8 protein-coding genes are annotated in these 13,325 nt (G+C 63.7%); 3 read left to right on the plus strand and 5 right to left on the minus strand.

Features of this window, described 5'->3' with window-relative positions:
- Window positions 1-56: 56 nt before the first annotated feature.
- Both ACF8EA_RS00710 and ACF8EA_RS00715 read right to left on the minus strand, forming a co-directional pair.
- Window positions 57-2,057 carry a U32 family peptidase gene (locus tag ACF8EA_RS00710; protein WP_392520947.1) on the minus strand — a complete coding sequence of 667 codons (2,001 nt, stop codon included), beginning with the start codon at window positions 2,055-2,057 and terminating at the stop codon, window positions 57-59.
- 212 nt (window positions 2,058-2,269) lie between these two features.
- Window positions 2,270-2,650 (minus strand): RidA family protein, encoded by a 381-nt coding sequence (locus ACF8EA_RS00715; RefSeq protein WP_003247927.1) that lies wholly within the window; start codon window positions 2,648-2,650, stop codon window positions 2,270-2,272.
- A gap of 136 nt (window positions 2,651-2,786) precedes the next feature.
- Here ACF8EA_RS00715 and ACF8EA_RS00720 point away from each other — a divergent pair, with 136 nt between their 5' ends.
- Window positions 2,787-3,479, plus strand: coding sequence for a tRNA (adenine(22)-N(1))-methyltransferase TrmK (locus tag ACF8EA_RS00720; protein WP_021785617.1), 693 nt, complete (start codon window positions 2,787-2,789; stop codon window positions 3,477-3,479).
- 1 nt (window position 3,480) lies between these two features.
- Here ACF8EA_RS00720 and ACF8EA_RS00725 read toward each other — a convergent pair whose 3' ends face one another.
- A complete protein-coding gene (locus ACF8EA_RS00725; RefSeq protein ID WP_392520948.1) occupies window positions 3,481-3,741 on the minus strand; it encodes a DUF2790 domain-containing protein in 261 nt (86 codons plus the stop codon).
- A 113-nt stretch (window positions 3,742-3,854) separates the two neighbouring features.
- Between ACF8EA_RS00725 and ACF8EA_RS00730 the strand changes: the two genes are divergently transcribed.
- Window positions 3,855-4,787 carry a LysR family transcriptional regulator gene (locus ACF8EA_RS00730; RefSeq protein ID WP_392520949.1) on the plus strand — a complete coding sequence of 311 codons (933 nt, stop codon included), beginning with the start codon at window positions 3,855-3,857 and terminating at the stop codon, window positions 4,785-4,787.
- Window positions 4,788-4,903: 116 nt separating this feature from the next.
- On the opposite strand, the gene ACF8EA_RS00735 is transcribed toward ACF8EA_RS00730, so the two are convergent.
- Together ACF8EA_RS00735 and ACF8EA_RS00740 are read right to left on the minus strand one after the other, a co-directional pair.
- Entirely contained in the window at window positions 4,904-6,055 is a 1,152-nt protein-coding gene (locus ACF8EA_RS00735) for an acyl-CoA dehydrogenase family protein (protein ID WP_014590771.1), read from the minus strand.
- 16 nt (window positions 6,056-6,071) lie between these two features.
- On the minus strand, window positions 6,072-7,145 hold the full coding sequence (locus ACF8EA_RS00740; RefSeq protein ID WP_392520950.1) for an enoyl-CoA hydratase/isomerase family protein: 1,074 nt from the start codon (window positions 7,143-7,145) through the stop codon (window positions 6,072-6,074).
- A 328-nt stretch (window positions 7,146-7,473) separates the two neighbouring features.
- On the opposite strand from ACF8EA_RS00740, the gene mnxG reads away from it, so the two are divergent.
- On the plus strand, window positions 7,474-13,311 hold the full coding sequence (mnxG, locus tag ACF8EA_RS00745; RefSeq protein WP_392520951.1) for a manganese-oxidizing multicopper oxidase MnxG: 5,838 nt from the start codon (window positions 7,474-7,476) through the stop codon (window positions 13,309-13,311).
- The last annotated feature ends 14 nt before the right edge of the window (window positions 13,312-13,325 follow it).

The raw sequence follows: 13,325 nt of genomic DNA on the forward strand, positions 1-13,325 counted from the left end.
AACCACAAGCCCCTGTAGGAGCGAGTTTACCCGCGAAAGGGCCCTGCCAGGCGAACTCAGTGCGGCCCGCGCGGGATGGTCTTGAGCAAGTCTTCCGGGCTGATATGCCCCACCACCTGGGCCACCGCGCTGCCCGGGGTCGGCAGGTCGATGATGTGGCTCTTCATCTTGCCGATCACATGCATCTCGCACGGCTTGCAGTCGAACTTCAGGGTCAGCACTTCGTCACCCTGAATCAGCTGCATCGGTGCCACCTTGGTGCGCACGCCGGTCACGCCCTTGGCCTGCTTGGGGCACAGGTTGAAGGAGAAGCGCAGGCAGTGCTTGGTGATCATCACCGGCACTTCGCCATGCTCTTCATGGGCTTCATAGGCCGCATCGATCAGTTGCACGCCGTGGCGGTGGTAGAAGTCGCGGGCCTTCTGGTTGTACACGTTGGCCAGGAACGACAGGTGCGACTCGGGGTATACCGGCGGTGGCGTGGTCTCGGCCTTGCGCCCGCCACGTGGATGCGCCTGCACGCGTGCTGCAGTCAGTGCCTCGATGGCTTCGCGGCGCAGGGCCTTGAGCTGCGAGTTGGGAATGAAGTACGCCTGCGGGGCATCCAGTTCGATGCGGTCGGCGTGGTACAGGGTGGTGCCCAACTGGCCGAGCAGGTCGTGCAGCTGCTCCAGTGCCTGCTGCGGCTTGTTGGCTACGCCGAACGGGCCATCCAGGGCCACTTGCACGCTCACGCCTTCTTCACTGCTCAGGGTAAGCATCAAGCGCTGCTCGCGCAGGACGGCGTGCCACTCCACGCCGACCCGGCGTTCGGAGGAGGTGCGTTGCAGGGCCTGCTGCCAGTTGTGGTCGAGGTTGCGCGACAGCGGGTGGTTGGGCCGCAGCTTGTGCAGGCCTTCGGGCATTTCGTTGGGCTCGACGCGATAGCGGTAGCGCTTGTGGCCGTCTTCTTCGAATTCGCCACGCGGTTCGGCGATGTTGGCGCGGAAGCCCACCACTTCGCGCTTGACCAGCACATTGAGGCCGTCGCCGTTGGTCAGCGGTACGTCGGTGACCACTTGCATGTCACGCTTGCCGACCTTTTCCACTACGCCCACCGGCAGGCCGGTGAAGGTTGGCGAGTCGAAGGCGCCGATATCGACCTTGCGGTCGGTCACGAAGTAGTCGGTGCTGCCGCGGTGGAAGGTTTTGTCCGGGTCGGGCAGGAAGAAGTGTTGGGTACGGCCGCTGGACGCGCGGGCGTACTGAGGGCGGTCTTCAAGGATGGCATCGAGCTCTTTGCGGTAATGGGCGGTGATGTTCTTCACATAGCCCATGTCCTTGTAGCGGCCCTCGATCTTGAACGAGCGCACGCCGGCATCGACCAGGTCAGCCAGGTTGGCGGTCTGGTTGTTGTCCTTCATCGACAGCAGGTGTTTCTCGAACGCAACCACGCGGCCCTGGTCATCTTTCAGCGTGTAGGGCAGGCGGCAGGCTTGCGAGCAATCACCACGGTTGGCACTGCGGCCGGTCTGCGCATGAGAAATGTTGCATTGGCCGGAGAACGCCACGCACAGCGCGCCGTGGATGAAGAACTCGATGGCAGCATCGGTTTCGGCGGCGATGGCACGGATTTGCTGTAGGTTCAGCTCACGCGCCAGTACCAGTTGCGAGAACCCGGCCTGGTCGAGGAACTTGGCCCGTTCCAGGGTGCGGATGTCGGTCTGGGTGCTGGCATGCAGCTCGATCGGCGGGATGTCCAGCTCCATCACCCCGAGGTCCTGCACGATCAGCGCGTCAACGCCGGCATCGTAAAGCTGGTGAATCAGCTTGCGCGCCGGTTCCAGCTCGTTGTCGTGCAGGATGGTGTTGATGGTGGTGAACACGCGTGCATGGTAGCGATGGGCGAACTCGACCAGCTCGGCGATATCGCTGACTTCGTTGCAGGCGTTATGGCGCGCGCCAAAGCTCGGGCCGCCGATATAGATGGCGTCAGCGCCGTGCAGGATCGCTTCACGGGCGATGGCCACGTCACGGGCAGGGCTGAGCAGTTCCAGGTGATTCTTTGGAAGGGACATGTCGTTATATTTTCGGGCTGTCACGGTTTAGGCGGGCATTGTAGCGGTGAAACGGGCTGGCGGCATCATTGGGGTGCCGAGAGGTGGGATTGGCTGCGGGCACGCGCAACTGTGGGAGCGGCCTTGTGTCGCGAAAGGGCCGCAGAGCGGCCCCGGCGGTTTTGCGGTCAGTCAACGATGTTGGGGGCGTTGCGCACCCCAACAAGCGCAGCTCAGCGCTTGGCAGCCATTGCCGTCACTTCCACACGCATGCCTTCAAATGCCAGCGAAGCCACACCCACCGCCGCACGCACCGGCCAGGGCTTGCTGAAGAAGCGCTGGTACACTTCGTTGAACGCCGCGCGGTCGGCCATGTCGGTGAGGTAGATGGTCAGGTGCAGCACGCGGTCCATACCGCTGCCGGCCTTTTCCAGGGCCACTTTCAGCGCCTGCAGGGTGCATTCGCTCTGCTCGACGATGCCGCCCAGTTCCAGGCTGCCGTCGGCGTGGGTCGGGATTTGTGTGGTGACCAGCACGCCGTTGTACTCGGCAACGTCGGAGGAAATCGACTCGGCGTCCGGGTCCGGGGTGTAGATGATGTCTGCATTTGCCATGGTGTGTTCGCCTTGCAACGGAAGGAAAACGGCAAGCCTACGCGAGCGCATCCGCCCGGTCGAGGGTGCCTCGGTGTTTGAAATGCGCGGCGTTCGCCGTCAGAATCGCGGCCGATTGCAAAACCAGGGGTTTACGTTGAACGAACAGACTTTGTCCAGGCGCCTGGAGCGCGTGGCCGCCCATGTACCGCAGGGCGCGCGCTTGGCCGACATTGGCTCGGACCACGGCTACCTGCCGGTGGCCTTGATGCTGCGTGGCGTGCTCGAGGCCGCTGTGGCGGGTGAGGTGGCACAGACGCCGTTCGCCTCGGCCCAGCGCAATGTGCACAAGAACGGCCTGCAAGAGCGGGTCACCGTGCGCCTGGCCGATGGGCTGGCAGCGGTCGAGCCGCAAGACCGTATCTCGGTGGTGAGCATATGCGGCATGGGCGGCGACACCATGTGCGAGATACTCGAGGCCGGCAAGCAGCGCCTTGGCGGCGTCACGCGCCTGGTACTGCAGCCCAATGGTGGTGAGCGCGAGCTGCGCCAGTGGCTGGCGGGCAATGGTTACCAGATCGTCAGCGAAGAGCTGCTACGGGAAAACCGCTTCGATTACGAGATCATCGTCGCCGAGCCGGGCAGGGTGATGTATAGCGCTGAACAGCTGTACTTCGGCCCCGTGTTGATGCAGGAAAAAAGCGAGGCGTTTGTGGTCAAGTGGCGGCGCATGCTGCGGCAGAAGCAGCAGACCCTGGCCAATTTCCAGCGGGCCCGCGATGCGGTGCCTCAGGCGAAGATCGACGATTTCAATCAGCAGGTGGGCTGGATCACCCAGGTGCTGGCCTGACTCACTGCTGCGAGCAGTTGCCCATTTCCCGGTAGTCGATTTCGCGCTTCTGGCCCTGATTGTCGACGTACACCATGTGTGCGGTGCCCACCTGGCAGTCGGCGGCGTTACTGGCCGGGGTGATGGAAATGACCTTGGCCACGTCCAGCGGCATGCCGTATTCATAGTGGCTGCTGACGGGCTGGTTGTCGCCGGCATCGGCAAAAGCACCGAACGAGGCGAAGGCAGCGGCAATGGCAAGGACAGCGATCGAGCGTTTCATGACAGGCTCCTTTTTAATGGATGGCTAATGATCTATTCATTGGTCATCCACAATAAATGGGCTAAAACGTGATAGATTCCTGCTTTTAACGCAACAATAAGGAGCGCACCTTCATGGACATGCTGCATGCCATGCGTACCTTCACCCGTGTGGTGGAATGTGGCAGCTTCGCTGCAGCTGCCAATGCTCTGGATATTTCTGCAGCGCAGGTTTCGCGCATCGTTGCCGAGCTGGAGAACCAGCTGCAGACCCGCCTGCTGCACCGCACCACCCGGCGCTTGCGCATGAGCGAGGCGGGTGAGCGGTTTCTGGAGCGTGCGCGGCAGATCATGCTGCTGACCGAAGAAGCCGTGGGCGAAGCGCGAGGTGCGCACCTCACGCCTCGCGGCCATCTGCGTTTGCACTGCCCACACGGCATGGGGCTGTTGCTGATGCCGCTGGTGGCCGGCTACAACACGCTATACCCGGAAGTGGTGATCGAGCTGACGCTGTCGCAGCGCAACCCCGACCCGCTGGCCGAAGGGCATGACGTGGTGATCACTGTGGACGGTGCGCTGCCGGATTCGCAGCTGATCGCTGTGCCGCTGGGCAACATTTTCAGCATCCCCTGCGCGGCCCCCGGTTACCTGGATACTCACGGTGTACCGGAGCGCCCCGAAGACTTGCACGGCCATCGCTGCCTGCGCATGGCTTACCCGATGTACGAAGGTGGCTGGGTGTTCCCGCAAGGGGTTGACCAGTGCGTGATCGCGCCAAACGACAGTTTCTCTACCAACGTCGCCGACGCCATGCTGGTGGCCAGCGAGCTGGGCATGGGCATTGGCCTGCTGCCGTTCTACACCGCCAGCGAGGCGATCGGGCAGGGGCGCTTGTGCCGGTTGTTGGCACCGTATCGGCTGCGGGAGAGTGCGCTGTATGCGATGTATCCGTCACGCCACTACCTGGACGCCAAGGTGCGCACCTGGATCGACTACCTCAAGGAACAGTTGCCGGCGTTGTTCGAGGGGCATGCCAGGGTGGTGGATGATGCGCGGTATTGGCGCTGAGGCGAGAAGTTTGCCGCGGTGACATTACTGTGGGAGCGGGCGCGCCCGCGAACACCGGCAAAGCCGGTGCCATCCACCGCGTCGCCCGCTCCCCCAAAAACCGCGTTGCCTTTGCGTTACAGCGGATAGTTTTTCAATTCCCGTGCAATCAGCATGCGCTGGATCTCGCTCGACCCTTCATAGATCTGGGTAATCCGCGCATCCCGGTAATAGCGCTCCACCGGGTAGTCTTCCAGATAACCGTACCCACCATGCACCTGGATAGCCATCGAGCACACCCGCTCGGCCATTTCCGAAGCGAACAGCTTGGCCTGTGACGCTTCCGACAGGCACGGCTTGCCGGCGCTGCGCAGGCGGGCGGCATGCAGGATCAGCAAACGTGCGGCGTTCACCTGCACCTGCATGTCGGCCAGCAGATTGGCGATGCTCTGGTGTTCGTTGATCGGCTTGCCAAACTGTATGCGGTCACGCGAGTAGACCAGCGCCGCTTCGAATGCGGCGCGGGCGATACCCAAGGCCTGGGCGGCAATGCCGATACGGCCGCCTTCGAGGTTGGACAGGGCAATGGCCAGGCCCTTGCCACGCTCACCGAGGATATTGGCGGCAGGAATGCGGCAGTTGTCGAAGGTGACCGCGCAGGTGTCGGAGGCGCGGATGCCCATCTTGTGCTCGCTGCGGTCAACCTTGAACCCAGGGTTGTCGGTAGGCACCAGGAACGCCGACAGGCCTTTCTTGCCCAGCTCCGGGTCGGTTACTGCGAAGACGATCGCCAGGCCTGCACGGCGGGCATTGCTGACGAACTGCTTGGCACCGTTGATGACCCACTGGCCATCCACCAGCTCGGCGCGGGTGCGCAGGTTGTGCGCCTCGGAGCCGGCCTGTGGCTCGGTCAGGCAGAAACAGCCAATTACCTCGCCGCTGGCCAGGCGTGGCAGCCACTGCTGTTGCTGTTCGGCGGTGCCGTAGGCCAGCAGCGGGCCGCAACCTACCGAGTTGTGAATGCTCATCATCGCCCCGGTGGCGCCGCAGCCGGCGGCGATCTCTTCCACTGCCAGGGCGTAGGCGACATAGTCGGTGTAGCTGCCGCCGAAGTCTTCGGGTACCACCATGCCCAACAGGCCCAGTTCGCCCATCTTGCGCACCACGCCATCATCGATCCAGCCGGCCTTTTCCCAGGCCTGGGCATGGGGGGCGATTTCGCCACGGGCAAAGTCCCGGGCCATGTCGCGGATCATGATCTGTTCTTCGCTCAGTTCGAGGTCTTGCATCTGTGTACTCCCGGGCTCACAGGCCTTCGAAGAATTGTTCGACCCGCTGGCGTTGCAGCGCGGCCAGGGTCGGCGGGTTCCAGCGGGGCTGCTTGTCCTTGTCGATGATCAGGGCACGCACGCCTTCGATGATGTCGCCGTGCTGGAACCACTGGCGGTCCAGGTGCAGTTCCATGGCAAAGCAGTCGTCAATGCCCAGCTCGCGTCCCCGGCGCAGCATCTCCAGCGTAACCGCCATGGCCAGAGGCGAGCGGGTTTCCAGCTGATCGGCGGTGGCCATCGCCCAGGCGTGGCTGTCGCCAATGCTCACCGCGCGCAGTTGCTCGACGATGGCTGGCAGGTCGGGCAGGGCGAAGAAGTGGTCGATGGCCGGGCGCAGCTTTTCCAGTGGCGCATCCTCCAGTACCTGGGTACCGAGCCTGGCCAGCAGGTTTTGCAGGTCCTTCAGCGGGTGGTCGCTGAAGTCGAGCTGGTCGAGGCCCTGGTCGAGGGCGGCGAGCTGGTCGCTGGCCAGGTACCAGTCGGCCAGGCCGCAGTACAAGGCGTCGGCCGCCTGGATCTGGGCACCGCTGACACCCAGGTAGATGCCTAGCTCGCCGGGGATGCGCGAGAGGAAGTAGCTGCCGCCCACGTCCGGGAAGTAGCCGATGCCGACCTCGGGCATGCCCAGCCGGCTGCGCTCGGTGACCACGCGCAGGTCGCAGCCCTGGGCCAGGCCCATGCCGCCACCGAGGGTGAAACCGTCCATCACCACCAGTATTGGCTTGTGGTAGCGGTGAATGACCAGGTCGAGGGCGTACTCTTCGACGAAAAAGGTTTCATGCAGCGTGTCGCCGGCCTTGAAGCTGTCGTACAACGAGCGGATATCGCCACCGGCACAGAAGCCTTTGGGGCCTTCGCCGCGCAGGACCACGGCGCGCACGTGCGGGTTGTCGGCCCACTGATCCAGGTGCTGACGCAGGCTGCGCACCATGTCCAGGGTCAGGGCATTGAGACCGGCAGGGCGGTTCAGGGTCAGGTGGCCGACCTGGTTGCGGACCTCGGCCAGTACGTGGTCGGTTGCTGCCGCGGTATGAGCGTGCGCAGTCATTGCGTTCTCCCTGCTTTGTTATTGATTTTCCAAGTGAAGTCTGGAGTTCGCTGGAGGATCGCAGGATCCTGGCATGCGAATTTGCCTTGCACAATCGACAATTGTGCAAGGGTATCGTGCGTTTTTACCTTGTGCGAGCCCAGCGCGCGCCTTGTGGAGTAGCCATTACCCCACGGGACGACGTCCCCCGATTCGGGGGAACCCGCTGGGGGATCCTCCCCAATCCGTTGCGGTTGACCGCACAAGTTACTGACAAATATGGAAGTTTTCTTCTGGCACACACCTTGCTCCAGCTCCTCGCAGAGATCCTGTGTCCCGGAGGTGCAGCATGTCGACGCCGCTCAAAGGCCCCATCCTGTCATCACTTGTACTGGCCTTGCTTGGCTGGGAAGCAACCAGCGAGGCGGCTGTGCAGTGCCAGCGCACCCTGGTCGCCAACGTGGTGGCACTGGATCAGCCACTGATGTTCAACCGCCTTGGCGCGCAAAACGCCAACGGCATGATGTTTGCCCTTCGTGAGGATGTGGTGGACGACAAGCAGGTCCCCCTCAGCAAGGGCGGGGCCGCAGTACCGGGCAAGGTCACCCTGCGCCCGGACAAGCGCCCGCGGCCTATCGTGCTGCGTGTGGCTGCCGGTGACTGCCTGACGGTCAACCTAACCAACCTGCTGGATTACAAGGCGAACCCCAACAAACACGGTATCGAGGCCGAAGTGCCCGAGGGTGAGGCAGAGGCGCCGGAGGTTGAAAACGAAGGCGGCGAAGGCTTTGTCGCCGACGAACAGGTCGCCGAGCGCATGGTCGGCTTCCAGGTCAACGGTATGCAGGCGGTGAACAGCATTGCCGATATTTCCGCCTATACCGGGCGCAACGGCAACTTCTTCGTCAGCCCCGGCAGCACCCGCAGCTACACCTTGTATGCCGAGCGCGAAGGCGCCTTTGCCGCCACCAGCAAAGCCGCTACGTTCGGCGGCGAGGGCACGGCGGGCAACGTCTCCAATGGCCTGTTCGGCCAGGTGGTAGTGGTGCCCAAACTGGGCCGTACCTACCGCAATACCCTCACCGAAGAAGAAATGCGCCTGGCCACCACCGGTCGAACTGCCACCGGCCAGCCCGTGATCGACTACGAAGCCCGTTATCCGCACGTCGAGCCGTGGATCGCCGAAGGCAAGGCCGGCAAACCGATCATTGCCATGGTCAACGGCAACGAGATCATCAGCAGCGAGACCGATGCCATCGTCATGGGGCCCAACCCCGACGGCAGCTTCCCCGGCGCCACTTACCCGCTGGAAAGCACGGGCAAACGCAACCCGGCGCTGCCCAACCGACTGGAGGCGTTCCGTGATTTCGCCTCGCAGTTCGCCGACGAGGTTGCCGGTACCCAGGCCTTCCCTGGCTACTGGGCCGACCCGGTGATGGGCCATGTGCTGGAGCCTACGCGCGATGCGTTCATGATCAATTACGGTTCTGGTGGCATGGGCGCCGAAGTGGTGGCAAACCGCTTGGGGGTGGGCCCGATGCACGACTGCCTGTCGTGTGCCTATGAAGAGTTCTTCCTCAGCGCCCACACGGTCGGTGATATAGGCACCCTGGTGGATGTACCGGCCAACGTCGGCCTGGAACACATCCGCCCGGGCGAAGTGCCGCCGGCCAGTGCCGTCGGGGTCAAGGCCAGCATGGCCCTTTACCCCTCAGAGCCTGCCAACGTGCACCACAGCTATATCGGTGACTTCACCAAGTTCCGCAACACCCACAACGGGCACGAGCAGCACATCTTCCACTTGCACGGCCATCAGTGGCTGTTCAACCCCAATGACGACAACTCCGACTACATCGATGCCCAAGGCATCGGCGCTGGCGTCGGCTACACCTACGAAATCGCCAACGGCGGTTCGGGCAACCGCAACCGTGTTGCCGGCGATGCCATTTACCACTGTCACTTCTACCCGCACTTCGCCCAAGGCATGTGGGCCATGTGGCGGGTACATGACGTGTTCGAAGAAGGCACGCGGCTGGAGGTAAGCGGGGAGGGCGAGAATGGCTTCCACAGTACCCCGTTCGCACTGCGGAGCGGTAAGCCGGCCTTTGGCGCCCGAGCCCTGCCCGATGGCGAGATCATTGCCGGTACGCCTATTCCGGCCATCGTGCCGCTGCCCGGCAAGGCCATGCCGCCCATGCCCGGCAAAGTCGTGGTCGTGCCCAAGCTCTCCGAAACGTTGGTTGCCGTCAACGATGATGACCACGAAGACGATGACGAGCCTGCCGGCGAGGCGCCAGTGCGCAAGGCCGTGGGCTCGCTGGCGCTGGTCGACCGCACCGAGGCCAACCGAAATGCCGACGGCACGTTGAAAAACCCAGGCTACCCGTTCTGGATCGGTGGCATGGAAAGCAGCGTCGGCAATCGCCCGCCAACCCCGCCCCTGGACATGCTCGACCCGGCCCTGGCCCGGCAACTGAAAGACAGTGGTAAAGCCCTGTGGGCCAACCTGGACGCGAACCAGGTCGATGGCTGGGACGGCGGCCTTGGCCGCCATGCACTGGACGGTGTGTCCGCCGGTGGCGTAGCGGATACCACCACAACCAAACTGGACTTCACCAAGGTCGTGCACAAGGCCAAGCCCATCTACCTGCCGGAAGAGGGCACCGATGTGGAGCAGGCAGCCATGCAGTTCCACGCCATGGGTGAACACCCCAGCTATGCACTGATCCCCGGTAACCAGCCAGTGGCCAAGGCGTTCCGCACCAACGGCGCCTTGCCGACTGCGGGTGCGCCGTACTACGAGCCCTGCATGGATGACCGTGGAAAACGCCTGACGCAGTCCTCCGGGGTCGGTGAGTTCAACAGTGGAGAGAGCCTGACGGGTGTGAACTTCCGTGGCGCCTCGGCCTTCACTGCCGACCGCCCACGCATCTACAAAGGGGCCAACATCCAGTTCGACGCGGTGTACAACAAAGTGGGCTACCACTTCCCGCAGGCACGCATCATCGCCCTGTGGGAGGACGCCTGGCCGGTCATTACCAAGCAGCGCCCGCCAGAGCCGCTGGTGATGCGCATGAACACCTTCGACTGCGCGATGTACCAGCACACCAACCTGATCCCGAACATCTATGAGATGGACGATTACCAGGTGCGCACCCCGACCGACGTGATCGGCCAGCACATCCACCTGCCCAAATGGGACCTGACCGCCGCCGACGGTTCGGCCAACGGCTGGAACTACGAAGACGGCATTCTTTCGCCCGGTAGCGTGGTCGAGCGCGTGCATGCCATTCGTACTTATAACGGTTGCACCGAAGGGGATAGTCGCGATGGCACTGCCGCCTGCCCGATAGCCATGCAGCACCCGTACTTCGGCCGCTTTGGCCGCGCCGACTGGCTGGGCGCACGTACAGCCATGCAGCGCTGGTTCGCCGACCCGCTGGTGAACGTGCATAACGTCGACCGTGGCCTGGGCACCATCTTCACCCATGACCACCTTGGCCCATCGACCCACCAGCAAGTGGGCCTGTATGCCACCGTGCTGGCCGAACCGGCCGGCTCCACCTGGTACCACGCCGAAACCGGCGAGCAGCTGTACAACCCGGCCACGCGCCAGGACGGCGGCCCGACCTCGTGGCAGGCGGTGATCCAGACCGGCGACCACGATGGCGACGGCAAGAACGACAGCTACCGCGAGTTCTTCCTGGAGTACAGCGACTTCCAGCATGCCTATGAAGCCGGCGTGTACGTTGGTGCCGGGCCGGACGGCATTCCCAATGCCCAGTCGTACCCGGCCACAGCCGACAGCTTCCGCTATGCCATCAACCCGCCCGTGCGTGGCAAGGCGTCGAGCCTGCTTGAGGCCATCGTCGAGGAACGTGGTGGGATCAACCCTGGCTGCCCAAGCCGGCCATGCCCGCAGGCGATCTCGGTGGATGACCCGGGGATGTTCGTCGTCAACTACCGTAACGAGCCGCTGGCCCTGCGCGTGTACGACCCGAACAAGGTCGGCCCGGACGGCAAGCGTGGCATGCAGGCCGACGGCCTGGCCGGCGACCTCAGCTATGCCCTGCAAACCCGTACCGACCGCGCTATCCCGGCGATGAACCTGTCGCCATCGGCGATCACCTCGGCAGTCGGCCCCACCGGCGGCACCACGCTGTTCCCGCCACATATCAACACGGCCGGCGCCGAGCCGGGCGACCCGTTCACCCCATTGCTGCGAACCTATTCCGGTGACAACGTGCGCCTGCGCATGCACGCCGGTGGCCACGAAGAGGAGCACAACGTCACCCTGCACGGCGTGAAATGGCTGCAGAACGGTTCTGGCTTCGGTAGCAGCTCCAACTCGGGCTGGAAGTCGTCGCAAATGATCGGCATCTCCGAGCAGCTGGGCTTCATGGCGCCGGTGTCGATGATCTCCAGTTCGGCAGCCACCAACGGCGACTACCTGTACTCGCTGGACGCCGCCCTGGAAGGCTACTGGAACGGTATCTGGGGCATCATGCGCAACTACACCGCGCAGCGTGCCGACCTGTTCCCGCTGCCCAACAACCCGCAGCCGGTGGCCATGCGCAACACCGTGAACTTCAACGGCATCTGCCCGAAAACCACGGCCAACCCCAACGGCATCGGCACCCGCACCACGGTCAAGCGCAACTACGAGATCGTCGCGGCGCTGGCCAACGACATCCTCGAAAACCGTAACGGCGTCAGCATCAATGACCCGGCGGGCATCGGCCAGCATGTCGGAGGCGCGCTCAAGGCCGACGGTGGCACCCTGGTGTTCAACAGCCGCAGAACCGCCATCCCGCTGGTCAGTGGGGTAGACCCTGAAGATGGGGCGACCTTCACCATCGGTGGCCACAGTGCGCCGCTGCATGACCCGACCGCGATCCTGTACGTGCGCAAGGCTGACCTCGATGCCACCACCGGCAAGCTCAAGCCGGGTGTTCCGGTAGAGCCCCTGGTACTGCGCGCCAATGCCGGCGACTGCATCAGCATCACCCTGGAGAACCGCTTGCCACTGGTGATGCCAGACCTGTCGAGCACTGCAGTGATGCACAACGTGGTCAAGCGTGACCGCTTCGACAGCGAAGGCTCCACCGCCTTTGCCAACAACCTGATGCGGCCGTCCAGCCACGTGGGCCTGCATGCGCAGCTGCTGGCCTACGACATCACCAAGTCCGACGGTGCCAACGTTGGCCTGAACCCGGTGCAGACCGTGCCACCGCGTGCCGGCACCAGCGGCGCTTACCCTACCAAGGAGTACCAGTACTACGCCGGCCACCTGGAGCGTGAAGGCAAACCGGTGTCGCAACTGGGCCGCACAGTGGACAACATCAAGACCACGCCTATCGAGTTCGGTGGCCTCAACCTGACCCCGTCAGACTTCATCAAACAGCCGCAGAAAGGTCTGGTGGGTGCCATGAGCATCCTGCCGCAAACCGCCACCTGGACCGAGGATACTGCTACCCGTACCCAGGCCACGGTGAAGGTCAGTGGCCAGCCGGACTACCGCGACTTTGTCACGGTGTGGCAGCGCGCACTGAACATGCGCTGGGCCGACGGTCGTCCGGTAGAAGGTATCAATGTCGAAGGCAACGGCGCTGCCGGTGACCCGCAAGACAACGGCAACATGGCGGTCAACTACAAGACCGAACCGTTGTGGCTGCGCTTCGGCATGGCGCCCGACTCGCCATTCGGCCGCGCCAATGGCCTGGGCTTTGGTGATGTACCCAACGCCCACATGGCCTACGCCAACGCCCTGGTCGGTGGCGACCCGCAAACCCCGGTGCTGTACGCCAAGCCTGGGCAACCGGTGCGCAACCATATCGTGATGCCCAGTGGTGGCAGCCGCGGCATGGTCTACCAACTGGACGGGCACGTATGGCCACTGCACAACTACCAGGCCGAGAAGAGCGATGCGGACGGTTACCCGATGAGCATGCCCGGTATCGGTTCGGTGCGCTTTGGCTACAACCCGATGGCCATGTACATCGGCGCGCAGGAAAGCGTACTGCCAGCGGCGCACTTCAGCTTCATGCTGCCGAGTGCCGGCGGTGCCAACGCGGTGGCGGGTGACTACCTGTTCCGCGACTACGCCGCCTACGGCAACCTCTCGGGGCTGTGGGGGATCTTGCGGGTGACCAACGAAGCGCCGCCGGCAACGGCCCCGGCGCAGTGACGGAAGGGGAACGC

This window comes from Pseudomonas sp. YQ_5, from assembly GCF_043103305.1.
Classification (GTDB): domain Bacteria; phylum Pseudomonadota; class Gammaproteobacteria; order Pseudomonadales; family Pseudomonadaceae; genus Aquipseudomonas; species Aquipseudomonas putida_Y.